Annotated in this window: 21 protein-coding genes; 15 read left to right on the forward strand and 6 right to left on the reverse strand. The window is 71.2% G+C overall.

The genetic code is table 11. The features are described from left to right. The first annotated feature begins 13 nt into the window (after positions 1 to 13). The gene (ruvB, locus tag AXK60_RS02310) at positions 14 to 1,054 is read left to right on the forward strand and encodes a Holliday junction branch migration DNA helicase RuvB (protein WP_068569910.1); all 1,041 of its coding nucleotides are present in this window, start codon (positions 14 to 16) and stop codon (positions 1,052 to 1,054) included. A gap of 18 nt (positions 1,055 to 1,072) precedes the next feature. Here ruvB and AXK60_RS02315 read toward each other — a convergent pair whose 3' ends face one another. Then, complete coding sequence (locus tag AXK60_RS02315; protein WP_068569350.1) at positions 1,073 to 3,040, reverse strand: glycosyltransferase family 39 protein; 1,968 nt, start codon at positions 3,038 to 3,040, stop codon at positions 1,073 to 1,075. Further along, the gene (locus tag AXK60_RS02320) at positions 3,037 to 4,242 is read right to left on the reverse strand and encodes a bifunctional glycosyltransferase family 2/GtrA family protein (RefSeq protein ID WP_231855400.1); all 1,206 of its coding nucleotides are present in this window, start codon (positions 4,240 to 4,242) and stop codon (positions 3,037 to 3,039) included. The genes AXK60_RS02315 and AXK60_RS02320 overlap by 4 nt, the downstream gene beginning before the upstream one ends. Positions 4,243 to 4,380: 138 nt before the next feature. On the opposite strand from AXK60_RS02320, the gene AXK60_RS02325 reads away from it, so the two are divergent. Continuing rightward, complete coding sequence (locus tag AXK60_RS02325) at positions 4,381 to 4,959, forward strand: hypothetical protein (RefSeq protein ID WP_068569352.1); 579 nt, start codon at positions 4,381 to 4,383, stop codon at positions 4,957 to 4,959. A gap of 12 nt (positions 4,960 to 4,971) precedes the next feature. Here the strand turns inward: AXK60_RS02325 and AXK60_RS02330 are convergent, their stop codons facing one another. After that, positions 4,972 to 5,991 (reverse strand): AraC family transcriptional regulator, encoded by a 1,020-nt coding sequence (locus AXK60_RS02330; protein WP_231855395.1) that lies wholly within the window; start codon positions 5,989 to 5,991, stop codon positions 4,972 to 4,974. A 120-nt stretch (positions 5,992 to 6,111) separates the two neighbouring features. Here AXK60_RS02330 and AXK60_RS02335 point away from each other — a divergent pair, with 120 nt between their 5' ends. From AXK60_RS02335 to AXK60_RS02360, 6 genes are all read left to right on the forward strand, one after another. Continuing rightward, the gene (locus tag AXK60_RS02335; RefSeq protein ID WP_068569353.1) at positions 6,112 to 7,092 is read left to right on the forward strand and encodes a quinone oxidoreductase family protein; all 981 of its coding nucleotides are present in this window, start codon (positions 6,112 to 6,114) and stop codon (positions 7,090 to 7,092) included. 34 nt (positions 7,093 to 7,126) lie between these two features. Beyond that, positions 7,127 to 8,008: a TauD/TfdA dioxygenase family protein gene (locus AXK60_RS02340; RefSeq protein WP_068569354.1), complete on the forward strand. Its 882-nt coding sequence runs from the start codon at positions 7,127 to 7,129 to the stop codon at positions 8,006 to 8,008. A gap of 68 nt (positions 8,009 to 8,076) precedes the next feature. Further along, positions 8,077 to 9,129: a beta-keto acid cleavage family enzyme gene (locus AXK60_RS02345; RefSeq protein WP_068569355.1), complete on the forward strand. Its 1,053-nt coding sequence runs from the start codon at positions 8,077 to 8,079 to the stop codon at positions 9,127 to 9,129. 23 nt (positions 9,130 to 9,152) lie between these two features. Next, positions 9,153 to 10,490 carry an MFS transporter gene (locus tag AXK60_RS02350; RefSeq protein ID WP_139057707.1) on the forward strand — a complete coding sequence of 446 codons (1,338 nt, stop codon included), beginning with the start codon at positions 9,153 to 9,155 and terminating at the stop codon, positions 10,488 to 10,490. Beyond that, positions 10,487 to 11,086, forward strand: a complete 600-nt coding sequence (locus tag AXK60_RS02355; RefSeq protein WP_068569357.1) for an RBBP9/YdeN family alpha/beta hydrolase — start codon at positions 10,487 to 10,489, stop codon at positions 11,084 to 11,086. The genes AXK60_RS02350 and AXK60_RS02355 overlap by 4 nt, the downstream gene beginning before the upstream one ends. Before the next feature lie 29 nt (positions 11,087 to 11,115). Further along, positions 11,116 to 11,448 carry a carboxymuconolactone decarboxylase family protein gene (locus tag AXK60_RS02360; RefSeq protein WP_068569912.1) on the forward strand — a complete coding sequence of 111 codons (333 nt, stop codon included), beginning with the start codon at positions 11,116 to 11,118 and terminating at the stop codon, positions 11,446 to 11,448. A 30-nt stretch (positions 11,449 to 11,478) separates the two neighbouring features. Here the strand turns inward: AXK60_RS02360 and AXK60_RS02365 are convergent, their stop codons facing one another. After that, the gene (locus AXK60_RS02365) at positions 11,479 to 11,859 is read right to left on the reverse strand and encodes a hypothetical protein (protein ID WP_068569913.1); all 381 of its coding nucleotides are present in this window, start codon (positions 11,857 to 11,859) and stop codon (positions 11,479 to 11,481) included. A gap of 195 nt (positions 11,860 to 12,054) precedes the next feature. Beyond that, positions 12,055 to 12,804 (reverse strand): hypothetical protein, encoded by a 750-nt coding sequence (locus AXK60_RS02370; protein ID WP_068569358.1) that lies wholly within the window; start codon positions 12,802 to 12,804, stop codon positions 12,055 to 12,057. Between the two features lie 168 nt (positions 12,805 to 12,972). Between AXK60_RS02370 and AXK60_RS02375 the strand changes: the two genes are divergently transcribed. From AXK60_RS02375 to AXK60_RS02405, 7 genes are all read left to right on the forward strand, one after another. Continuing rightward, entirely contained in the window at positions 12,973 to 15,084 is a 2,112-nt protein-coding gene (locus AXK60_RS02375) for a DEAD/DEAH box helicase (protein WP_068569359.1), read from the forward strand. A gap of 102 nt (positions 15,085 to 15,186) precedes the next feature. Beyond that, positions 15,187 to 15,522 (forward strand): preprotein translocase subunit YajC, encoded by a 336-nt coding sequence (yajC, locus tag AXK60_RS02380; protein WP_068569360.1) that lies wholly within the window; start codon positions 15,187 to 15,189, stop codon positions 15,520 to 15,522. Between the two features lie 80 nt (positions 15,523 to 15,602). Continuing rightward, a complete protein-coding gene (gene secD / locus AXK60_RS02385; protein WP_082777745.1) occupies positions 15,603 to 17,162 on the forward strand; it encodes a protein translocase subunit SecD in 1,560 nt (519 codons plus the stop codon). A 2-nt stretch (positions 17,163 to 17,164) separates the two neighbouring features. Then, positions 17,165 to 18,292: a protein translocase subunit SecF gene (gene secF, locus AXK60_RS02390; RefSeq protein WP_068569361.1), complete on the forward strand. Its 1,128-nt coding sequence runs from the start codon at positions 17,165 to 17,167 to the stop codon at positions 18,290 to 18,292. Beyond that, on the forward strand, positions 18,285 to 18,860 hold the full coding sequence (locus tag AXK60_RS02395; RefSeq protein WP_068569362.1) for an adenine phosphoribosyltransferase: 576 nt from the start codon (positions 18,285 to 18,287) through the stop codon (positions 18,858 to 18,860). The genes secF and AXK60_RS02395 overlap by 8 nt, the downstream gene beginning before the upstream one ends. A gap of 40 nt (positions 18,861 to 18,900) precedes the next feature. Further along, entirely contained in the window at positions 18,901 to 21,252 is a 2,352-nt protein-coding gene (locus AXK60_RS02400; protein WP_068569363.1) for a RelA/SpoT family protein, read from the forward strand. Positions 21,253 to 21,267: 15 nt separating this feature from the next. Further along, positions 21,268 to 22,011: a M15 family metallopeptidase gene (locus AXK60_RS02405; protein ID WP_068569364.1), complete on the forward strand. Its 744-nt coding sequence runs from the start codon at positions 21,268 to 21,270 to the stop codon at positions 22,009 to 22,011. A 19-nt stretch (positions 22,012 to 22,030) separates the two neighbouring features. Here AXK60_RS02405 and AXK60_RS02410 read toward each other — a convergent pair whose 3' ends face one another. Then, positions 22,031 to 23,566, reverse strand: a complete 1,536-nt coding sequence (locus AXK60_RS02410; protein ID WP_068569365.1) for a serine/threonine-protein kinase — start codon at positions 23,564 to 23,566, stop codon at positions 22,031 to 22,033. Between the last annotated feature and the right edge of the window lies 1 nt (position 23,567).

Here is a 23,567-nt window from a genome sequence, read left to right on the forward strand (position 1 = left end):
TGTCGAGGGCGTCATGGGCCCGTCGGCGCTCGCGGGGGACGACACCGAGTCGCTGCGGCCGAAGTCCCTCGACGAGTTCATCGGCCAGCCGAAGGTCAGGGAGCAGCTGCAGCTCGTGCTGCACGGCGCGAAGCTGCGCGGCGGCACCCCGGATCACATCCTGCTCTCCGGCCCGCCCGGCCTGGGCAAGACCAGCCTCGCGATGATCATCGCCGCCGAGCTCGGCACCGCCCTGCGGGTCACCTCGGGACCGGCGCTCGAGCGCGCGGGGGACCTGGCGGCGATGCTCTCCAACCTGGTCGAGGGCGATGTGTTGTTCATCGACGAGATCCACCGCATGGCGCGGCCCGCCGAGGAGATGCTCTACCTCGCCATGGAGGACTTCCGCGTGGACGTCGTGGTCGGCAAGGGGCCGGGCGCTACGTCCATCCCGCTCGACGTCGCGCCGTTCACCCTGGTCGGCGCCACCACCCGGTCCGGCGCGCTCACCGGTCCGCTGCGCGACCGGTTCGGTTTCACCGCGCACATGGACTTCTACGAGACGGCCGACCTGATCCAGGTCATCGAGCGGAGCGCGAAGATCCTCGGCATCACGATCGAGCGGGAGGCCGCGGCGGAGATCGGCAGCCGCAGCCGCGGCACACCCCGCATCGCGAACCGCCTCCTGCGCCGCGTCCGCGACTTCGCCGATGTCCGCGCCGACGGTGTCGTCACCGTCGAGGTGGCGCGCGGGGCGCTCAAGGTCTACGACGTCGACGAGCTCGGCCTAGACCGCCTCGACCGCGCGGTGCTCGGAGCACTGATCCGCAGCTTCGGCGGTGGGCCCGTGGGTGTTTCGACCCTGGCCGTCGCGGTCGGCGAGGAGCCGGGCACCGTCGAGGAGGTGTGCGAGCCCTTCCTCGTGCGCGCCGGCATGCTGGCCCGCACGCCGCGCGGCCGCGTGGCGACCATGGCCGCGTGGCACCACCTGGGCCTGACTCCGCCCGCCGGGGCGCTCGCCTCCGGCATCGAGGTCCGCGGGGATTTCGACACCGGCGACGAGCGCCTGTTCTGAGCGGCGACGAGCCGTGTTCTACCTCGGTGCGGTCAGGTCGTAGACGGTCGTCCCGTCGACGGTGTGCGCGGTGAAGGTCTTCTCCACCCACGCCTGGATCTCCGCGGCGGTACCGGAACCGCTACCGCCGAAGCCGAACCCGCCGGACTCCGCGAGGAAGTAGTGAATCCTCCCGTCCGCCACGTACTGCTGGAACTGCGCGAGCGTCGGTGACGGGTCGGTGCCGTTGAACCCGCCGATCGGCATGACCGGCCTGCCCGTCGCCAGCTGCGGGCCGGCCGCGCTGTTCGCGCCGACGGTCGCCGCGATCCAGGTGTAGCGGTCCGCATCCTGCAGGAGGAGGGCCTTGAGGGCCGCGCTCGGCTCACTGCCCATCAGGAACGACGGTCCGCCGCGCCCCCGCTCACCGTCGGCGCCCGGACCGGACCGCTCGGCGAACCGCTTCACGAACTCGGGCATGTCCTTCCCGCCTCGTCTCGGGCCGAAGCCGTAGCCGCTCGACGGTCCGGCGGAGACGATCGCGCCCTGCCGGGGCGTGGCGATCGTCTCGGCGGCGAAGGCGACTTGCCCAGCGGTCCCGGTGACGAGGGCCGCGACGGTGATGACGCCGACCAGGCCCCGTGCCTGTCGGACCGCGGGCACGAGCGTCGCGAGCAGCGTGACCGTCCCGATCGCCGCGGCGGCCGCGATCAGCCAGCGCAGCCAGGGATTCCAGTTCGGCGTCTGGACGAGGATGTACCAGCCGGTCGCTCCGGTCGCCGCGATGGCGAGGGCGCCGGCCACCCGGACCCACGGCCGCGCGCGCTCGCGCCATCCCACGGCGACGCCGATCGCGACCAGCGCCGCTATCGCGGGTGCCAGTGCGACCGTGTAGTACGCGTGGAAGATGCCCGCCATGAGGCTGAAGGTGATGCCCGTGACCAGCAGCCATCCGCCCCAGGCGATCACGGCGGCGCGGTCGCCATCGATCCGCGGCGCGCGGCCGCGCAGCACGAGGACCAGCACCAGGGCGAGGAGCGCCGCGGGGAGGAGCCAGGCGATCTGTCCGGCCTGCTCGGGCTGGAACATCCGCAGGATGCTCGGGTCGCCCCACATGCCGCCGCCCTTGCCGCCGCCGGGGAATTCGAACCCGGAGGGCAGGTCGGTTCGGCCCGGTAGGTACGACGATGCGTCCGCGCCGCGGCCCGGCACGACGCTGCCCTTCTCGTTGCCGTTGAGCCGGCCGAGGCCGTTGTAGCCCAGAGTCAGCTCGAGGATCGAGTTGTTCTGCGAGCCACCGATCCAGGGCCGCGACCCGGCGGGCCACAGCTCGACGGTGAGCAGCCACCAGCCCGCACCGACGACCATCGCGGCGCCCGCGGCGAACAGCTGCGCGATCCGCGTGCCGATCCGCGGCGGACCGGCGACGAGGTAGGTGAGCGCGAGTCCGGGGACGATCAGCATCGCCGCGAGCTGTTTGGTGAGGAAGCCGAACCCGACGAGGACGCCGCAGGCGATCAGCCAACGCCAACGGCCGTCCTCGACCGCGCGGAGCATCGCCCAGGTCGCGGCGATCATCAGCAGCACCAGGAGGGCGTCGGGGTTGTTGAACCGGAACATCAGGGCCGCAACGGGGGTCACGGCCAGTAGGAGTCCCGCGAGGAGCCCGGCGACGGGCCCGAACCGCCGGCGCACCGTCGCGTACAGCAGCGCGACCGACGCGACGCCGAGGAGGACCTGGGGTACCAGCATCGCCCACGAGTTCACGCCGAAGATCCGGGTGGAGAACTCCATGACCCACAGCGAGGCGGGCGGCTTGTCCACGGTGATCGAGTTCGCGGCGTCGGAACTGCCGAAGAACATCGCCTTCCAGCTCTCCGTGCCGGCCTGCACCGCCGCGGAGTAGAAGGAGTTCGCCCAGCCCGCCCGGCCCAGGCCCCAGAGGTAGGCGACGGCCGTCCCCACGAGGAGGACGGCCAGCGCGCAGCGTTCCGCAGTCCTGGTCACGGGGCGCCGCCCGCGGAGCGGAAGATCACACGCATGCCCAGGAATCGGGTCACCGTCGCGACGAGATTCGCGACCACGAGCACCGCCAGTTGGAGTTCCCGGCTCGCGTGGGGCGCGACGTGCGCGAGTGCGACGAGACTGCCCGCGGTCAGTGCCCACGTGACCAGGAAGACGACGAGTCCCTGTGCGTGGTGCCGCGCCGCGCCCTCGCGGCCGGTCACGCCGAAGGTGAAGGAGCGGTTCGCGGCGATGTTCCCGACCGCGGTGATGAGCAGCGCGGTGAAGTTGGCGGCCTGCGCCCCGATCACGGGGTGCAGCAGCAGGTACAACAGCGCGTAGGCGACGGTGCTCGCGACGCCGACCACCGCGAACCGGGCGAGCTGGCCGACCATGCCGCGGGGCACCCCGTCGACCTGCGGTTCCTCCCGCCCGAGGGCGCGGCGGACATCGTCGAGGGGGAGGCTGCCGGTGGCCAGACCGCGCCCCACGCGGATCACGCCCCGCAGGTCCTTCTTCACGGTGTCGACGATGTCGACCCGGCTGTCGGGGTCGTCCGTCCAGTCGACGGGGACCTCGTGGATGCGCAGGCCCGCGCGCTCGGCGAGCACGAGCAGTTCGGTGTCGAAGAACCATTCGCCGTCCTCGACGAGGGGGAGCAGTTCCCGCGCGACATCGGTCCGGATCGCTTTGAAGCCGCACTGGGCGTCGGAGAAGCGCACGCGCAGCGCGGTGTGCAGCAACAGGTTGTACCCGCGGGAGATGAACTCGCGCTTGGGGCCGCGGACCACCTTCGCGCCGCGTCCCAGGCGGGTGCCGATCGCAAGGTCGCTGTGGCCGGACAGCAGGGGAGCGACCAACGGGTACAGGGCCTTGAGGTCGGTCGAGAGGTCGACGTCCATGTACACCAGGACGTGGGCGTCGGACTCCGCCCAGACCCGGCGCAGTGCGCGGCCACGCCCCTTGGCGTCGAGGTGAACCACCCGCACCCCGTCGATCGCACCGGCGAGGGCACGGGCGACGGACAGGGTGTCATCGGTGCTGGCGTTGTCTGCGATGGTGATCCGGGCCGGGATGCCCAGCGCGCGGTCGAGGTAGGCGTGGAGGGTCTCCACGCAGTGCGCGAGGGTGTGGGCCTCGTTGTACACGGGGATCACGATGTCGAGGACGGGTGCGGCGCCCGTCGAGGCGGAGGAGGCGCCCATGTCGGCGCTCTCGGGGTCGTCCGTGGCCCTGGGGCCCGATGCGATCTCGGTTGTCATGGCACTGAGTTTCGAATGCCGCGCTGCCGTGATCCTGTCCTGAATCTGTGGGGTCGCTGCGAGCGGGTTAGATTCGTGACCATGGACGAGGTGGTGGGGAGACTCTCCGAGGCGGCGCACGGCGCCGGCTTCGACGTGGCCGAGCTCGACGACGGCTCCATCAGTGTCGTGAGCAGCGCGGGCGACGCCGGCGTCGTGGTCGTGCCGGACCGGGGGCGGCGGACCTATCGGCTCGAGGCACCCCTGCCGATGACGGCGGATTCCGGTGTGGTGCACGAGAGCTGGTCGCAGGTGGGGCCCGGTCCTCAGGTCGCGGCGGGCGGGTTCGGGGGGAAGCGGTGGACCGGCGGGGTGAGCCTCACGTACGACCCGAGGACTCGGCAATGGCTGGCGGACCCTTCCGGCCGGATCGACGGGTTCGTCCGCGGCGCCCTCGAACCGCACGGCTGGGAGCGCCGGTGGACGCGGACGAATCGATGGACGCTGGCCGCAGTGGTGGGTGTCGTCCTGCTGTGCATCGCGCTCTGGGCGGGCGTCACGGCGGCGTTCGCCGTCGCACTCCGCTCGACCCTCGCGCCCGGCTGGGTGTGCCTGATCTCGCTGGCGCTGCTCGGCTACGGGCTGTTCATGTTCTGGTGGGGCCGGATTCGCACGCGGTAGGGCGCCGCGGGGTCATCGAGGGTCGCCCGCGTTCCGCCGCCAGGCGCGGGGCGTGGTGTCGAACCGGCCGCGGAACCACCGCGAGAAGTTGGAGGGGCTGGAGAACGCGAGGATCTCGGCGATCTCGGTGAACGAGTACCGCCTGCCGGCCACGAGGTGTCGTGCCAGCCCGGCCCGGACATCGTCGACGAGTTCGGTGAACGTCGTGCCCTCGGCCGCGAGCCAGCGGTGGACGGTGCGCCGGTCCACTCCGAGGCTGCGCGCCACCTGCTCCGCGGAGCACCGTCCGGTGGGCAGCAGGAGGTCGACCAGTTCGCGGATCCGGCCCGTGGCCTCCTGGCCGGAGCCCGGCTCGCCGTCGAGCAGACGCCGGGTGTACATCCGCAGCTGCGGGTCGGCGGTCGCGGTGGGGCGGTCGAGGTCCCGCTCGTAGAGCGTGATCCCGTTGAGGTCGGCGTCGAAATGCAGTGCGCCGCCGAACATCCGGCGGACGATGTCGGCGTTCCGCGGCGGGGGATGACCGAACGACACCGACAGCGGCGACCAGTCGCCGCCCAGGAGCTCGCGCAGCAGGCCGTAGAGGACGCCGACGGCGAGGTCGATCGCCTGCCGGTCCGGTGCGGGGCGGTCGAGGTCGAGCTCCACGCGGAGGGTGGCGACACCGTCGGACACCGCGAGCCGGGTGTGCAGCGCCTCGTTGTACATGCGCTCGTGCCGGATGAGGATCTCGAGAGCGCTGCGCACGTCGGGCTCCTCGCGCAGCACCAGGCTGAGCGGGCCGAGGTGCGAGAGGCGTCGTAGTTCGGCCAGTCGCAGGCCGAGGTCGTCGCGTCCGGTGACCTGGGCGGTGCGCTCGAGCAGGTCGTTGACGGCGGCCGCCGGCACCCACCGGTCCTGGACCGCCATTCCGCGTGGATCCAGGCCTGCGGCGCGGAGCAGCTGCTGCGGATCGCCACCGAGTGACCGGGTGAGTTCGGCGTAGTTCGCGAGCGACGCGTAGCGGGCGAGCGGCTTCTTCGCTGTGACCATCATCACCACCTCGTCCCGATGTGAATAGTTCAGCGTCCCGAGAAGAACAGTTTAGCGCTCGATCGGCTCTTAATGTTCTCTGCATCACATTCCGATGCGAACCGACGAGAGGAACTCCCCGACATGGCGAACGCGATCCGTTTCCACGAGACCGGCGGACCCGAGGTGCTCCAGCTGGAGGAGGTCGAGGTGGGTGCACCCGGCGCCGGCGAGGTCCGGATCCGGCACCACGCGATCGGCCTGAACTTCGCGGACATCTACTACCGCACCGGCCTGTACCCGGTTCCCCTGCCGAACGGCATGGGCGTCGAGGCCGCGGGCGTCGTGGAGGAGGTCGGTCCCGGCGTCGAGGACTTCGCGCCCGGCGACCGCGTCACGTACACCTACACCGGCACCCCGCTCGGCGCGTACAGCACCCAGTTCGTGCTCCCGGCCAAGCATCTGATCCACCTGCCCGACGGCGTGGACTTCACCACCGCCGCGGCCTGCACGATGCGCGGACTCACCGCCTCGTACCTCCTGCGCCGCATCCATCCGTACCGCGAGGGCGACACCATCCTGCTGCACGCGGCCGCCGGCGGAGTGGGCCTGATCGTCGCGCAGTGGGCGAAGCTCCTGGGCCTGAAGGTGATCGGCACCGTCTCCACCGAGGAGAAGGCCGAGGTCGCCCGCGCCAACGGCGTCGACCACATCATCTACTACCGCCGCGAGGACACCGCCCAGCGCGTCCGCGAGCTCACGGACGGCAAGGGCGTGCCGGTGGTGCTCGACAGTATCGGCGCCGCCACCGTCGAGGCGTCGATGAACAGCCTCGCCAAGCGCGGCCTGCTCGTCTGTTTCGGCACGTCGTCGGGCCCGATCCCGCCGATCGATCCGATGCAGCTCGCGATCAAGGGCTCGCTGTTCGTCACGCGCCCCGGCCTCGCCGACTACATCGCCGACCCGGAAGAGCGCGCCGAGTTGGCCGGCGAGCTGTTCGGCCACATCGCCGCCGGCCGGGTCACGATCCAGGTGGGGCAGACCTACCCGCTCGCCGACGCGGCGCGTGCTCACAAGGAGCTCGAGTCCGGCGCCCTCACCGGCTCCTCGATCCTCATCCCCTGATCCGACCCGGCCACACAGAAGCACAGGCAGCACCATGACCGTCATCACCACCCAGCCCACCGCCACGATGCGCGCCGAGCGCCTGACCGCCCACATCGGCGCCCAGGTCACCGACGTGGACCTCGCACAGGTCGCCCACGACGACAACCTCTTCGCCGAGCTCCGCGCTCTGCTGATCCAACACAAGGTGCTCTTCTTCCGCGATCAGCCCATCAGCCGGGCGGACCACGTCGCGCTGGCCCGCCGGTTCGGCGAGCTCGAGAGCCACCCCGTCCTGGGCAGCGACCCCGACCATCCCGGCCTGGTCCGCATCTACAAGGACCTCGACAGCGACCGCGAGGCCTACGAGAACGCCTTCCACTGCGACGCCACCTGGCGCGAGTGCCCGCCCTTCGGCTCGGTACTGCGCTGCGTCGAGGGCCCCGACGTGGGTGGCGACACCATCTGGGTCGACATGGTGGCCGCGTACAACGCCCTGCCCCAGGACGTGAAGGACCGGATCGCGGACCTGCGCGCCCGGCACTCCATCGAGGCCAGTTTCGGTGCGCGCCTGCCGATCGAACAGCGCCACGCGCTGCACGCGAAGTTCCCCGACGCGGAGCACCCCGTCGTGCGCACCCACCCGGACACCGGCGAGAAGATCCTGTTCGTCAACGCCTTCGCCACGCACCTGACCAACTTCCACAACGACGCGAACATCCGCTTCGGCTTCGACTACGCGCCCGGCGCCGGCGACCTCCTGCAGTACCTGCAGCGCCAGGCCGCGGTGCCGGAGTTCCAGGTCCGCTGGCGCTGGACGCCGGACAGCTTCGCCATCTGGGACAACCGCTGTACCCAGCACTACGCGGTGCAGGACTACTGGCCGGCCGTGCGCCGGATGGAACGCGCCGGCATCGTCGGCGACCGCCCGTACTGAACGAACCCCCGTAACCCCGAACGCTCTCGAATCAATCAGCCCCACAACCACGCACAAGGAGAACCACCATGCATTTCCACGACGACGCCCTGTTCCCCGAGGTCCAGGAGAAGCAGGTCATCACGGTCGCCCCGTACGGCCCCGAGTGGGAACTCGACGACTTCCGCGAGGACCTCCCGCTCACCATGGAACAGCACGTCCAGCAGGCCGTGGACTGCTACGAGGCCGGTGCGACGGTGCTCCACATCCACGTCCGCGAGGAAGACGGCCACGGCAGCAAGCGGCTGAGCAAGTTCAACGAGCTGCTCTCCGGCCTGCGCGAGGCCGTGCCGGACATGATCCTGCAGGTCGGCGGCTCGATCTCGTTCGCCCCCGAGGGCGACGGCGCCGACGCCAAGTGGCTCTCCGATGACACCCGCCACATGCTGGCCGAGCTCGATCCGAAGCCCGACCAGGTCACGATCGCCATCAACACCAGCCAGATGAACATCATGGAGCTGATGACCGAGGGCGACATCGAGGGCACCTCGATGCAGCGTCCCGAGCTGTACGACACCTACCGCGAGATGACGGTCCCCGCCGGCCCCGAGTGGGTGGAGGAGCACCTGCGTCGCCTGACCGCCAACGGCATTCAGCCGCACTTCCAGCTCTCGTCGATCCCGCAGCTGGAGACCGTCGAGCGCCTGATCCGCCGCGGCAAGTACATGGGCCCGCTGAATCTCACCTGGGTGGGCATCGGCGGCGGCTTCGACGGCCCCAACCCGTACAACATCATGAACTTCATCAACCGGGTCCCGGACGGTGCGATCCTCACCCTCGAGACGCTCATGCGCTCGGTGCTTCCGGTGAACACCTTGGCGATCGCGCTGGGGCTGCACACCCGCTGCGGCAACGAGGACACGATCTGGGGCAAGCCGGGCGAGAAGATCAAGTCCGTCGATCAGGTCAAGCAGCTGGTGCGGATCAGCCACGAGCTGGGCCGCGACGTCGCCACCGGCAAGGAGGCCCGCGACATCTACCGCATCGGCGAGCAGTACAACTCCGTCGACGAGACCCTGGCGAAGCTGGGCTACGTGCCGAACCGCGTCGCCGGCCAGCTCGGTTTCACCCAGCACGCGTGAACGGATGAATGACAATGGCCCTCATGACCACCCGTTCGGGTGACATCGAGGACGCCGACGGTACGCCGGCGGGACCTGTCCGGTCCCGTCGGCGGATCTATCCGTGGGTCGTCTTCGGACTCGCCTTCGCACTGCTCCTGTCGGATTACATGTCGCGCCAGGTGCTCGCCGCAGTCTTCGTCCCACTGGGACAGGAACTGCACCTCGACAAGGCCCAGCAGGGCTCCTTGATCTCGGTGGTCGCCCTCATGGTCGGCGTCCTGACCCTGCCGGTGTCCATCCTGGCCGACCGGTGGGGCCGCGTCCGCAGTCTCGTGCTCATGGCGGTGCTGTGGTCGATCGCCACCCTGGCGTGCGCGTTCGCGCAGAGCTACGAGCAGCTGCTCGCGGCCCGGTTCGTCGTCGGCGTCGGCGAGGCCGCGTACGGCAGCGTCGGGATCGCGTTGGTGCTCAGCCTGTTCGCGCCCCGCGTCCACGCCGCGCTCTCGGCCTCCTTCATGGCGGGCGGTTCGTTCGGAACGATGGTCGGCACCGGCGTCGGCGGCCTCATCGCCGTGCACTTCGGCTGGCGCTGGTCGCTCGGCGCGATGGCCGTCCTCGGGCTGCTGCTGGTCGCCGCGTTCAAGCTCGTGGTCACCGAGGCGCGCGTCAGGCGCAACCAGGTCGACGATGCCGGCGCGGCACCGTCGTGGGAGAACGCCGAGCCGATCCGGGCCGGGCGGGCACCGCTCTCGAGCCTGTTCACCAACTCGCCCGTGCTCTGCGCGTACATCGGCAGCGGCCTGCAGATGTTCATGGCCGCGGTCATGCTCACGTGGCTGCCGACGTACTTCAAGGAGGCGTACCACCTCTCGGTCGACAAGGCCGGCGGCGCCGCGGCGCTGTTCGTCCTGCTCGTCGGCTCCGGCATGATCGTGTGCGGGTTCCTCGCGGACCGCTACAGCCTCAGCGACGGCACCCGCAAGTGGACGGCCGGCATCGCGTACTGCGTGATCGCCTTCGTCGCCCTCATGGTCGCTTTCCGGATGCCCACGGGCACACCGCAGCTGGTGCTGCTCGGCGTCGGCGCCTTCTTCGCGGCGGGCAGCTCGGGCACGGCGGCCGCCATGGTCGCCTCGCTCACGCACCGCTCGGTGCAGGCGTCGGCGATGGGCACGCTCACGCTGGCGAACAACCTGCTCGGCCTCGCCCTGGCGCCCATCCTGATCGGCGCGCTCGCCGATCGCCTGGGACTGATCGAGGCGCTGCAGCTCGCGCCGCTGGTGTACGTGCCCGCCGTGCTCTTCATGATCTTCGGCAAGCGGCTGCATCCGCGCGGGCTGGCCAAGCTGCAGGCCCTCAACACGGAGGTGGCGACGTGAGCACACCCACGTACGTGGTCGTGCCGGGCCTGCGGGGGAGCGCACCGTCGCACTGGCAGGAGCTGTTCGCGGCCCGGACGGAGGGCGCCGTCACGGTGCCCTTCCCGGAGGAGTCGCTGCGGCACTCGATCGAGGAGCGGACTCGCCTGCTGGGCGAGACCGTGGCCGCGATCGAGGGGCCCGTGATCCTGGTGGCGCACAGCGCCGGGGTGCTCGCGACGGTCCACTGGATCCGATCGCTGGCCGACGGTGCCCCCGCGCTCGACAAGGTGGTCGGGGCGCTGCTCGCGACCCCGCCCGACTTCGGCGTCGACTGGCCCGAGCCGCATCCGCGACCGGCGGAGCTGTCGGCCGCCGGGTGGGAGCCGATCCCGCGCCGGCGCCTGCCCTTCCCGTCGATCGTCGCGGCCAGCCGCAACGATCCGCTCGCGCGGTACCGGACCACCGCCGGTCTCGCCGAGGCGTGGGGGAGTCGGCTCGTCGATCTCGGCGATGCCGGGCACCTCAATCCGGCATCCGGGTACGGCGAGTGGCCGCTGCTCGACGAGCTCCTCGCCGAACTGGCGGTTCGGGCACCGTCGGAGACCGCGCCGTGACCGGGGCCGACGCGTCCGTGGTGGAGACGATGCGCGGTGCGGGGCATTGGAATCCGCTGTGGGACGGCGTGGCCGAGCTCGACCCGGAGTGGACCGAGTCCTTCATGCGGACGACGATGAGCACCTACCGGGGCGGCGTCCTGACCCCGCAGGTGGTGGAGCTGCTGTGCATCGCCGTCGACGCGGCCTGCACCCACCTGTACGCGCCGGGCGTCCGGCGGCACATGCGGGCGGCGCTCGACCTCGGCGTCGAGCCTCGGGAGATTCTCGAGGTGCTCAAGCTGGCGACCACGGTGGGGGTGCACTCGATCAACGTCGGCGCACCGATCCTCATGGAGGAGATGGCCGGACGGTCGCAGTGACCGCCCTGTCCCGAGTGCCGGGTGAGGGACTCAGGACAGTGCGGTGACGCCCAGCGCGATCAGCAGGCCGACCTTGACCACCTCGACGCCGATGTAGGCGACGTGCAGGTTGTGCTTGGGCATCTCCTCGGAGATGGCGTGGGTCGCGCTCTCGCCGATCACCCGGCGGTCCATGACGCGGCGCAGCGTCACGCAGGCCAGGAGGTCGAGCGCCGCCAGCACGAACAGGACGACGGTGACGGGGCGGTGCGGGCCCACGGCGAGCGCGATCGCGACGCCGAGGGCCAGCACCGCCTCGCACGCGTTGAGGGCGCGGAACACCAGCCGGCCGATCCCCACGCCGAGCGGGACCGTGATCCCGGGGGCGCGGAACTTGATCGGGGCCTCGAGGAACGAGATGGCGAGGATCATCCCGAGCCAGACGAAGGTCAGTGCGGCGGCGACGGCGTTCACGTCGGTGATCCTACGGAGGCGCCTCGCGGCGTGGCGAGCCCGAGCGGCTGATCCGGGACGGACGTCCCAGGCTCGGCATCGGGTGTTCGGGATGGACGTCCCGGCGGACCGTCGGGCGCTCGCGAGACGTGTCCGACGGACGGGACGCCCCCGTCAGCGCTCCACGCGGTCGCCGATCGCGGCGCGCAAGCCGGCGAGGTCGGGCACGGAATGCAGCCTCGGGTTGTCGCTCTGCGTCAGCGCGGCACCGGGGCACTTCGGGGTGCCGGCCCCGTTCGCGGAGATCGACGCGACCTTCTTCCCGGTGGCGGCCTCGTACAGGGTGCCGGTGAACCGGCCCTGGTACAGCGGGAGCGAGCCGTCGGAGAAGGAGCAGTCCGCCAGTTTCGGCCCCGACTCGACCTCGTCGAGGCAGGCCACGAGCTGGACCGTTTTGGCGTCGCGCGGCTGCCACTGGGCCGGCGCGGAGTAGTCGACGCGCACCTCGTCGAGGCCCACGTCGTCGCCCTTCGCGAACACGACCACCGGGTGCGGGGCGGCACCGTCGAAGGGCGCGGCGTCGCGGTAGAAGGTCGGCGTCGAATCGCACAGGTCCCGCAGCTGGTACGTACCCGTCAATTCCTTCGTGGCGGCCTTCGGCACCCAGAACATCCAGTACGCCGAGTAGGCGACCCCGAGCACCAGGACGAGCGCCGCCGCGTCGATCGCGCGTTTCGCGGTCGGCGAGTAGGGCTGCGGAGAACCGCCGTTCGCCTTCCTGCGACGCGCGGACGCGATGAGCCACACCAGCGGCGCGACGGCGACGACCGCCAGGATCACGCCGGGGACGTACCCGCCCTTCTGGAACGCGAGGAACGAGAACACGCCCGCTCCGAGCACGACGAGGAACAACAACCTGAACATTCTCCCCGGACCTCCCCTTGTTCGATCCGCGAAGGATAACGCACGGTGGTGACGGCTCTGCGACCGCAACCATCGTCGCGGTGACCTGCGGCGACGGGTTCGCACGCCGATCGTTGTCAGTCGGTCCCGATAGGGTTCGGGAGGACGACCGATCAGGGGGCGGATGCGATGACGGAGACCAGGCTCACGGGCGCGCGGGAAGACCGGGCGCGCCGGGTGATCGAGGCCCTCGCGGGGCCCGGGGCGGCGCTGCGCGCCGACCAGGAGACGGCGGTCGCGGCGCTGCTGGAACCCGCGGCGCGGGTCCTCGTCGTGCAGGCCACGGGCTGGGGCAAGTCGGCGGTGTACTGGGTCGCCACCGCGCTGCGCCGGGCGGAGGGCGCGGGGCCCGCGCTCATCGTCTCGCCGCTGCTGTCCCTGATGCGCGATCAGGTGGCGGCGGCCGAGCGGGCGGGGCTGCGCGCCGCCACCCTGAACTCGTCGAACTTCGAGGAGTGGAACACCATCGAGGCGGCGCTCACGGCGGGTGAGATCGACGTGCTGCTCGTCTCGCCGGAGCGGCTGGCGAACCCGTCGTTCGGGCGCCGTGTCCTCTCCGCGCTGGAGGGATCGCTCGGTCTGCTGGTGATCGACGAGGCGCACGCCGTGTCGGACTGGGGCCACGACTTCCGGCCCGACTACCGCCGCGTCTCCGACGTGTTGACACGGCTCCACCCGGAGACTCCGGTGCTCGCGACCACCGCCACCGCGAACGCCCGCGTGACCGCGGACGTGGCGGCGCAGCTCGGCAGCGCCACGCTCGTCCTGCGCGGCCCGTTGGCGCGGCGGTCGCTGCAGCTCAACGTGCTTCCGGCGCTCGCGCCGATCACCCGGTACGCCTGGGTGGCCCGGCACCTTCCGGATCTGCCGGGCTCGGGCATCGTCTACGCGCTGACGGTGGCCGACGCGGAGCGTCTGGTGGACGGCATCCGCGCGGTGCACGGCCCGGGGTACCCGGTGGCCGCGTACACGGGCAAGCTCGATCCGGACACCCGGGCCCGGCTCGAGGACGCGCTGCGCGCCAACGAGATCAAGGCCCTCATCGCCACCTCCGCGCTCGGCATGGGATTCGACAAGCCCGATCTGGGCTTCGTCGTGCACGTCGGCTCGCCGCCGTCACCCGTCTCGTACTACCAGCAGGTGGGTCGCGCCGGGCGCGCGATCGACCACGCCGTCGTCGCGCTGCTGCCGTCGGAATCCGATGCCGGCGTGTGGGACTACTTCGCCACGGCGACGATCCCGGACCCGCAGCAGATGGATCGGGTGCTCGGTGCGCTGGCCGACGACCAGACGGGGGAGGGTCGGTCGGCGATCGCCCTGGAGGCCGCCACCGGCATCCGTCGCACCCGCATCGACCTCATGCTCAAGCAACTCGCGGTCGACGGTGCGGTGGAGCGCGTCGACGGGGGCTACCGCGCGACCGGTTTGCCGTGGCACTACGACGGTGCCCACTACGACGGGATCGTCGCGACCCGGCGCCGCGAGGCCGACATCATGCGGGCCTACACCCGCGGCGAGCGGTGCCTGATGCAGCTGCTCACCGAATCCCTGGACGACCCCGAGGCGGCGCCGTGCGGCCGCTGCTCGGTGTGCCTGGGGCACGTCCCCGACGGTCTGGGGGAGCCGGTCCCGCCGGACACGGCCCGCGCGGTGGCGGGCGCGCTGCGATCCCAGAGCCAGGTCCTCGAGCCCCGGAAGATGTGGCCCGGCGGCGCCGCGGGGCGCAAGGGCCGGATCCAGCCCGATCTCGCCGCGGAGCCCGGCCGCGTCCTCGTGTTCGCGGACGCGCCGGAGTGGGCGGGCACCGTCGGGGCGGCGCGTGCGGGGGATGCGCAGGCGATCGACGACCTCGCCGGTGCGGCCGTCGCAGCGCTGTCGCGGTGGCGGGAGCAATGGCGGGCGCGGCCCGAGATCGTCGCGTCGCTGCAGCTCACCGACCGCCCGGCGCCGGTCGAACCCGTGGCCGACCGGATCGCCGAGGTGGGCCGGCTCGACCGCGTCACCCTGCCGGTGCCCCGTGGCCCGGCGCCGGGCCGGGACGCGTCGGGGGCGCAGGAGGCCGCGCACTGGCTCGATGCGATCACGGTCGACGGTGCCGCGGCGGGCGCGGTACGCGGAAGGTCGGTGCTGCTCGTCGTCGACGAGTCGGGGACCGGCTGGGCGGTCACCGTCGCGGCCGCCCGGTTGCGGGAGGCCGGAGCGGCCGTCGTCCTGCCGCTGGTGGTGCACCGTCCCGCCTGACCGCGCCGAGATGTGGAACACTGGAACACTGAGTGCTGTCCGCGACCCGGGCGGCCGCCGCCGCGGAGCGTCCGCGAACCCGACCCGAAGGATCGATCAACCATGGGCCAACTGCTGCTGCCCCTCCTGCTAGTCCTCATGCTCGTCTTCATGTTCTTCCAGTTCCGGAAGCAGAAGAAGCAGATGAGCGAGACCGCGGCGATGCAGGAGAGCCTCACCACCGGTACCAAGGTCATGACCAGCACGGGCCTGTACGGCACCGTCGTCGGCCTCGGTGAGGACACGATCGATCTGGAGATCGCCCCCGGCGTCACCACCACCTGGGTGCGCCGCGCCGTCGCCAAGGTCCTGACCCCCGAGGAGCTCGACGCGCCCTCGATCGAGACCATCGCCGACGAGGCCGAGATCGACCTGGACAAGCGCTCCGAGGACCGCTGACCCGCATCCGTCACCACCGACGAAGGTCTCCGGCGCCGAGCGCCGGAGGCTTTCACCACGCCGAGGAGTCGTAACCGCCCGTGGCCAGGAAAACATCGAGCAGCGACAGCAACGAGTCGCGGCTCCTCATCGCCTTCGGCGCGATCTTGCTCGTGGTCTTCGGGCTGGTGTTCTTCACCGGCGACCACAAGCCCACGCCCAAGCTCGGCATCGATCTGCAGGGCGGCACCACGGTGACCCTGCAGGCCGTCACGCCGGACGGGCAGCCGCCGAAGTCCGACCAGATGGAGCAGGCGCGCGACATCCTCAACAAGCGCGTCAACGGGCTCGGCGTGTCCGGCTCCGAGGTGAAGATCAACGGCAGCAACCTGGTCATCACGGTGCCCGGCACCGACGGTGACCAGGCGCGCACCCTCGGTCAGACCGCACAGCTCAAGGTGCGCCCGGTGCTGGGCACGCCGCAACCCGCGGCCGCGGTGAACACCCCGGTCCCGGATCTCGCCGACCCCGCCGCCGCGAAGAAGGCGATCGACGAGGCGAAGGCGACGCGGCAGTCGACCGACCCCGAGGTGCAGAAGAAGGCCATCGCCGCGCTGAACTGCGCATGGCCGTCCGACCCGATCGCCGGCAACGACGACCCCACCAAGCCGCTGATCACCTGCGACCGCCCGGATCCTGCGGACCCGACCAAGGCGCGCATGGTGTACACCCTCGGCCCCGCGATCATCGACGGCCAGTCGATCAAGAACGCCTCCTCCGGGATCCCGGACAAGAGCGCGCAGTACGTGGTCACGCTGGACTTCACCGGCGACGCGTCGAAGGTGTGGGCGGAGTTCACGTCCAACAACCGCGGCAAGCAGGCCGCGTTCGTGCTCGACTCGCAGGTGATCACCTCGCCGCAGATCAACGAGCCGATCACCGGCGGACAGACCCAGATCTCCGGATCGTTCACTCAGAAGAGCGCCGCCGAGCTGGCCGGCGTCCTCAAGTACGGCTCGCTGCCGCTGTCCTTCAAGGCGGGCACCGCGCAGACCGTCAGCGCCACCCTCGGTTTCGAGTCGCTGCGGGCCGGCCTCATCGCCGGCCTGATCGGACTCGCGCTGGTGCTGGTGTACGCGCTGGTCTACTACCGCGCGCTCGGCGTCCTGGTCGGGCTGTCGCTCACCATGTCCATCGCGCTGATCTACGGGCTCCTCGTGCTGCTGGGCCGGTGGATCGGGTACTCGCTGGATCTGTCCGGTATCGCCGGCATCATCATCGGCATCGGCATGACCGCGGACTCCTTCGTCGTCTACTTCGAGCGCATCAAGGACGAGATCCGCGAGGGTCGAAGTTTCCGGTCCGCGGTGCCGCGAGGCTGGGCCAGTGCGCGGCGCACGATCTGGACCGGTAACGCCGTCTCGCTGCTCTCGGCCGTCGTGCTGTACGCGCTCGCCGTCGGCGACGTGCGGGGCTTCGCCTTCACACTCGGGCTCTCGACCGCGCTCGACATCGTGATCGTGTTCCTCCTGACCCATCCGCTCGTGCACTACGCGTCGAAGACGGAGTTCTTCGCGAAGCCGTCGATGAACGGCCTCGGCGCCGTCGCCGCGATCGGCCGTGAGCGCAAGCGCGCCGCCGCAACCACCGGGGAGGCGTGAGCATGACCGACATCGTCACGGAGAACGAGAAGAAGGCCTCCTTCTTCAGCAAGCTCTACACCGGCACCGGCGCGTTCGACATCGTCGGACACCGGCGCAAGTACTACCTCGCGACCGGCCTGATCATCGTCGTCGCGATCCTGGGCATCCTGATCCCGGGCTTCAAGTTCAGCATCGACTTCGAGGGCGGCACGCAGGTGTCGTTCCCCGTCGGCAGCGCGCACGTCGACACGGCGAAGGTCCGCGAGACGGTCCGCAGCGCGACGGGCGTCGAGCCCTCGGCCGTGCAGACCGCCGGCACGGGTGCCGCCGCGACCTACCAGGTCTCGCTGTCCGAACTGGACAACGACCAGATCACCAAGGCCCGCGAGGCGCTGTTCCAGACCTTCCATCCGCCGGGCCGCGACGGCGCGCCGTCCCCGAACAGCATCAGCTTCTCGGGCGTCAGCTCCACCTGGGGCGACCAGATCACCCAGCGCGGCCTGCTCGCACTCGTGGTGTTCCTGGTGATCGTCACCATCTACATCGCGGTCCGGTTCCGCGAGTGGGACATGGCGCTCGCCGCGCTCGCGTCGCTGTTCTTCGACGTGATCGTCACCGCGGGCTTCTACGCCTGGTCCGGCTTCGAGGTGAGCCCGGCCACCGTCATCGGCCTGCTCACGATCCTCGGCTTCTCCCTCTACGACACGGTGGTCGTGTTCGACAAGGTCGACGAGAACGTGCGCGGAGTGCTGCACACCAACCGGCGCACGTACGGCGAGCAGGCGAACCTCGCCGTGAACCAGACCCTGATGCGCTCGATCAACACCACCGTGATCTCGGCACTGCCGATCATCTCGCTGATGGTGGTCGCGGCCTGGCTGCTGGGCGTAGGCACGCTGATGGACCTGGGCCTGATCCAGCTGGTCGGCGTCGTGGTCGGCGCGTACTCGTCCGTCTTCTTCGCGTCCCCGCTGCTCGTCTCGCTCAAGGAGCGGCGGCCCGAGTACAAGGCGCACACCGCCAAGGTGCTGGCCCGGCGGGCGAAGATCGCCGCCGGCGAGGACCTCGCTCCCGAGGGGGCGGCGGCGGTGCAGCTCGACAAGGCGCCGGCGCGGCCGCAGACCAAGCGGGCCCGGCGTCGTGACTGACACGCCCGGCCGCTCCGAGGCGGCGCGCGCCGTCGCCGAGCACACCCGTCACGTCGCGGACTTCCCGGCGCCCGGGGTCGTCTTCGCCGACCTCACGCCCGTGTTCGCCGACGGTGCCGCCCTCGCCGCCGTCATCGACGGCCTGGCCGACGCCGGCCGGGGTTCCGACGGCGCGGTCACCGTCGACCTCGTGGCGGGCCTCGACGCGCGCGGCTTCCTCCTGGGGTCGGGCGTCGCGCTGGCGCTGGGAGTGGGCACCCTCGCGGTGCGCAAGGCGGGCAAGCTGCCGCCGCCGGTGCTGCACGAGGAGTACGAGCTCGAGTACGGCACCGCCGCGCTGGAGATCCCCGCCGAGGGGATCGCGTTGCAGGGCAAACGGATCCTCATCGTCGACGATGTGCTCGCCACCGGAGGCACGGTGTCCGGTGCCGTGGCCCTGCTGCGGCGCGGGGGCGCGATCGTCGAGCGGGTGTCCGTCGTCCTGGAGCTCGAGGCGCTCGGCGGACGCGCGCGGCTGGGCCAATTGCCCGGCGGACCCATCGCGGTGTCGACGATCTCGGTAGGCTGAATCCCTAGTCCACTCACGACGAGGACGACGGGGAGGCACCATGTCGCTGCAGTCTCAGGGGCCCGACGCCGCGCGCACCCCCACCGCGGAGGCCGGGCGGCCCGCCGGCGGTCCGCCCGCCGCGGAGACGACGGGGTCCACCACGCGCCGCGTGCGCGCCCGTCTGGCCCGCAGGATGACGGGGACCCGCAACCACGTGCGGCCCGTGCTCGAGCCGCTGGTGGCGCTGCACCGCGAGGTGTACCCGAAGGCGGACGTCGCGCTCATCGAACGCGCCTACGACGTGGCGGAGCAGCGGCACGCGGACCAGATGCGCAAGTCGGGCGACCCGTACATCACGCACCCGCTGGCGGTCGCGACGATCCTCGCCGAATTGGGCATGGACACCACGACGATCGTCGCCGCGCTGCTGCACGACACGGTGGAGGACACCGGCTACAGCCTCGAACAGCTCGCCGCGGATTTCGGTTCCGAGGTCGCGCACCTGGTGGACGGGGTCACCAAGCTCGACAAGGTGGCCCTCGGTAACGCCGCCGAGGCGGAGACCATCCGCAAGATGATCATCGCCATGGCCCGCGACCCGCGCGTGCTGGTGATCAAGGTCGCGGACCGCCTGCACAACATGCGCACCATGCGTTTCCTCCCGCCGGAGAAGCAGGCGCGCAAGGCCCGCGAGACGCTCGAGGTGATCGCCCCGCTCGCGCACCGGCTCGGCATGGCCACGGTCAAGTGGGAGCTCGAGGACCTCGCGTTCGCCATCCTCCATCCCAAGAAGTACGACGAGATCGTGCGGCTCGTCGCCGATCGGGCACCGTCGAGGGACACGTACCTGGCGGCCGTGCGCGCGGAGATCAACGGCGCCCTGACGGCGCAGCGGATCGTCGCCGACGTGCAGGGACGGCCCAAGCACTACTGGTCGATCTATCAGAAGATGATCGTCAAGGGCCGCGACTTCGACGACATCCACGACCTGGTCGGCGTGCGGATCCTCTGCGACGAGGTGCGGGACTGCTACGCCGCCGTCGGCGTGGTGCATTCGCTGTGGCAGCCGATGGCGGGCCGGTTCAAGGACTACATCGCGCAGCCGCGGTACGGCGTTTACCAGTCACTGCACACCACGGTGATCGGGCCCGAGGGCAAGCCCCTGGAGGTGCAGATCCGCACCCGCGAGATGCACCGGACCGCCGAGTTCGGCATCGCCGCGCACTGGCGCTACAAGGAGACCAAGGGCCGCAGCGCCGGCGGCGCGAAAGGCTCGGACCTCGCCGAGGTCGACGACATGGCGTGGATGCGCCAGCTGCTCGACTGGCAGCGGGAGGCGGCGGATCCGGGGGAGTTCCTCGAATCGCTCCGCTACGACCTCGCGGTCAAGGAGATCTTCGTCTTCACCCCGAAGGGCGATGTGATCACCCTCCCGGCCGGGTCGACGCCGGTCGACTTCGCCTACGCGGTGCACACCGAGGTGGGACACCGGTGCATCGGTGCCAGGGTCAACGGCCGCCTCGTCGCACTGGAGCGCAAGCTCGAGAACGGCGAGGTCGTCGAGGTGTTCACCAGCAAGGCCGAGAACGCGGGGCCGTCGCGCGACTGGCAGACCTTCGTGGTCTCCCCGCGGGCGAAGGCCAAGATCCGGCAGTGGTTCGCCAAGGAGCGCCGCGAGGAGGCCCTGGAGAACGGCCGCGACGCCATCGCCAAGGAGGTGCGCCGCTCGGGCCTGCCGCTGCAGCGCCTCACCAACGCCGAGTCGATGGCCGGCATCGCCAAGGAGCTGCGGTACGCGGACGTCTCCGCGCTGTACACGGCGGTGGGTGAGCACCAGGTGTCCGCGCACACCGTCGTGCAGCGGATGCTGGAGCAGCTCGGCGGGATCGAGGAGGCCACCGAGGAGCTGGCCGAGCGGAACACCCCGTCGACCTTCGCGGGCCCGACGGCGGCCTCCGACGTCGGTGTGCTGGTCACCGGTCAGCCGGGCGTGCTCGCGAAGCTCGCCAAGTGCTGCACGCCGGTGCCGGGCGACGAGATCGTCGGCTTCGTCACTCGCGGGGGCGGGGTGAGCGTGCATCGCACCGATTGCACCAACGTGGCGGAGCTGCGCAAGGAGCCGGAACGCTTCCTCGATGTGAAGTGGGCGCCGTCCGCGTCGTCGGTGTTCCTCGTGGCGATCCAGGTGGAGGCGCTGGACCGGCACCGTCTGCTCTCGGACGTGACGAAGGTGCTCGCCGACGAGAAGGTGAACATCCTCTCCGCGTCGGTCACCACCTCGCGCGACCGGGTCGCGGTGTCGCGCTTCACCTTCGAGATGGGCGACCCGAAGCACCTCGGGCACGTGCTCAACGTGGTCCGGAACGTCGAGGGCGTCTACGACGTCTATCGGGTGACCTCGGCGCAGTAGGAGCGGACGGATCGGATGAGAGGGCGTGTTCCGCACGGGTGGCGAGCTCTACCGGTGGCGGTGATCATCGCGTGCACCGTGAACACGGGGTGCGCCGCAGCGACGCCGGGCGGCCCGGGACCATCGCCGACGGTGCCCCCGTCACCGTCGGGCACGCCGAGCGCGGTGGTGCCGTCCAACGGCACCACGGCCCCGTCCGACGGGGCGCGTCGCGCCGGACTGATCGACGTGACGACGTTCCTGCCCGACGCGGTGATCGACCTGCGGTACGCCACCGCCGATAACTTCGTCGGGGTGCAGCTCTATCCCGCGGGGGCGAAATGCCTGGTGCACGAGTCGATGCGGGTGGGCCTGACGACCGCCGCCGCGATTCTGCGTGAGCGCGGCGAGCGGATCGTGTTCTGGGACTGCTACCGCCCGCACTCGGTCCAGGTCACGATGTTCGAGAAGGTGCCGAATCCGGCCTGGGTCGCCGCGCCCGGCGCCTACTCGCGGAGCCACGAGACGGGCCGCTCGGTCGACGTGACGCTCACGTCCGGACACGGCCTCGTGGACATGGGAACCGACTTCGACGCGTTCACCCCGCAGGCGGCCGCGCACGCGACCTCCGGCGTCACCGCGGCGCAGCAGGCGAATCGCGAGCGGCTGCGGGCGGCGATGGCAGCCGGCGGACTGTCCGCCTACGCCGGTGAGTGGTGGCACTTCGACGGGCCCGGCGCGGGCGTGCAGCGCGCGATCGTCGACGTGCCGGTCAACTGACGCGGTCGGCCGACGTCGGTCAGTCGCGGCGCAGTGTCGCCGTGATCGTCATGGTGCGCCCCTGCGACGTCGAGTAGTACGTCGAGGTGAAGCCGATCGTGTCGTCGGCGTTCGCGACGAGTTTGATGTTGGAGGTCACGCACGTGCCGACGTCGATCGTCTCGACCAGGGCGGTCACGGCCCCGCTCGTGGATCGCTCGCTCCACCGTCCCGAGCAGCCCAACTGCGGGTAGCTCACCGTCGCCGACATCGGCCCCACGGCCAGGATGTCCGCCGACACCGTGAAGCCGGCCTGGTCGCCGACGACCGTGCCGGTCCAGGTGCCCACCAGTGAGCGTGTCACCGGCGTCCGACTCGCCCCGCTCGGAATGCTTCCCGTGGTCGTGGTGGGGCCGGCCCCCGTCGTCGTGGTGGAGGACGTCTCGGAGCCCCTCAGGTACAGGACGGCCACCGTCGCGAGAACGGCGACCAGCACGACCGCGAGGACGAGCATCGCCGGGACCGCCGCCGACCGCCGCTTCCCCGGCGTCGACGGTGCCTGCGCCGCCTGCGCCGGCGGAACCGCGGGCGACGCGGGGGTCACCCAGGTGCGCTCGCCGGGCGGTCCGGTGGGGCCCCACGGCTGCGGGACGCGCGCGGCTTCCGGCGCCGGCTCGGGCGGACGGTGGGCCGCGGGACGGGCTTGCGTGGGATCGCCGGCCAGGGCGCTCGCCGCGGCGGACGCCAACGACCCGCACGTCGGGAACCGATCGCGGGGCGACTTCGCCAGCGCGCGGGCGAGCACCGCGTCGAGCGCGTGCGGCAGCTCGGGGCGCGCGTCGGTGACGCGCGGCGCCGTCGCGGTCGCGTGCGCGTGCATCATCGAGATGTTGTCCGGTCGCGGGTACACCCGCTCGCCCGTCAGCAGTTCGTACAGCGAACAGCCCAGCGCGTACACGTCGACGGACGCCGTCGGCGTGACCCCGGCGAGGAGCTCGGGTGCCGCGTACGCCAGCGTGCCGACCATGGCCCCGGTACTGGTCAGCGTCGTCGCCTCGGCGACCGACCGCGCGATCCCGAAATCCGCGATCAGGGCCCGCCGGTCACCGGCGCCGTCGGCCCAGCCCGACGTGAGGAGCATGTTCGCCGGCTTGACGTCGCGGTGCAGCATCCCCTTGCCGTGCGCGAAGTCGAGCCCGGCCGCGACCTGGCCGATGATGTCCACCGCCTGCCGCGCGGGCAGCGGGCCCCGCTTCCGGACCAGCGCGGCGGCGTCGGTGCCCTCGATGTACTGCATCGCGATCCACATCAGGTCGCCGTCGGCCGCGGCGTCCTGCACCGCGACGATGTTCGGGTGGTCCAACTGCGCGGCGAGGTCCGCCTCCCTTCCGAACCGCTGCCGGAAGGCGGGATCGACGACCAGGCCGGGGGCGAGCACCTTCAGCGCCTGGTTCCGGGGCCGGCGGGGGTGACGTGCGAGGTAGACGGTGCCCATCCCGCCCGCCCCGAGCACACGGATCACCTCGTACCCCGCGACGACCTCTCCCGGCTGGAGGCGCGACCCCGGCTCGGCCATC

The organism is Tsukamurella pseudospumae, from assembly GCF_001575195.1.
Classification (GTDB): domain Bacteria; phylum Actinomycetota; class Actinomycetes; order Mycobacteriales; family Mycobacteriaceae; genus Tsukamurella; species Tsukamurella pseudospumae.

Coding starts and splice junctions, on each gene's coding strand:
- AXK60_RS02400 (WP_068569363.1), top strand. CDS start 18,901: ATGTCGCTGCAGTCTCAGGGGCCCGACGCCGCGCGCACCCCCACCGCG.
- AXK60_RS02345 (WP_068569355.1), top strand. CDS start 8,077: ATGCATTTCCACGACGACGCCCTGTTCCCCGAGGTCCAGGAGAAGCAG.
- yajC (WP_068569360.1), top strand. CDS start 15,187: ATGGGCCAACTGCTGCTGCCCCTCCTGCTAGTCCTCATGCTCGTCTTC.
- secF (WP_068569361.1), top strand. CDS start 17,165: ATGACCGACATCGTCACGGAGAACGAGAAGAAGGCCTCCTTCTTCAGC.
- AXK60_RS02370 (WP_068569358.1), bottom strand. CDS start 12,804: ATGTTCAGGTTGTTGTTCCTCGTCGTGCTCGGAGCGGGCGTGTTCTCG.
- AXK60_RS02365 (WP_068569913.1), bottom strand. CDS start 11,859: ATGATCCTCGCCATCTCGTTCCTCGAGGCCCCGATCAAGTTCCGCGCC.
- AXK60_RS02360 (WP_068569912.1), top strand. CDS start 11,116: ATGCGCGGTGCGGGGCATTGGAATCCGCTGTGGGACGGCGTGGCCGAG.
- AXK60_RS02410 (WP_068569365.1), bottom strand. CDS start 23,566: ATGGCCGAGCCGGGGTCGCGCCTCCAGCCGGGAGAGGTCGTCGCGGGG.
- AXK60_RS02350 (WP_139057707.1), top strand. CDS start 9,153: ATGACCACCCGTTCGGGTGACATCGAGGACGCCGACGGTACGCCGGCG.
- AXK60_RS02320 (WP_231855400.1), bottom strand. CDS start 4,242: ATGGGCGCCTCCTCCGCCTCGACGGGCGCCGCACCCGTCCTCGACATC.
- AXK60_RS02375 (WP_068569359.1), top strand. CDS start 12,973: ATGACGGAGACCAGGCTCACGGGCGCGCGGGAAGACCGGGCGCGCCGG.
- AXK60_RS02405 (WP_068569364.1), top strand. CDS start 21,268: ATGAGAGGGCGTGTTCCGCACGGGTGGCGAGCTCTACCGGTGGCGGTG.
- ruvB (WP_068569910.1), top strand. CDS start 14: ATGGGCCCGTCGGCGCTCGCGGGGGACGACACCGAGTCGCTGCGGCCG.
- AXK60_RS02330 (WP_231855395.1), bottom strand. CDS start 5,991: ATGATGGTCACAGCGAAGAAGCCGCTCGCCCGCTACGCGTCGCTCGCG.
- AXK60_RS02325 (WP_068569352.1), top strand. CDS start 4,381: ATGGACGAGGTGGTGGGGAGACTCTCCGAGGCGGCGCACGGCGCCGGC.
- AXK60_RS02340 (WP_068569354.1), top strand. CDS start 7,127: ATGACCGTCATCACCACCCAGCCCACCGCCACGATGCGCGCCGAGCGC.
- AXK60_RS02335 (WP_068569353.1), top strand. CDS start 6,112: ATGGCGAACGCGATCCGTTTCCACGAGACCGGCGGACCCGAGGTGCTC.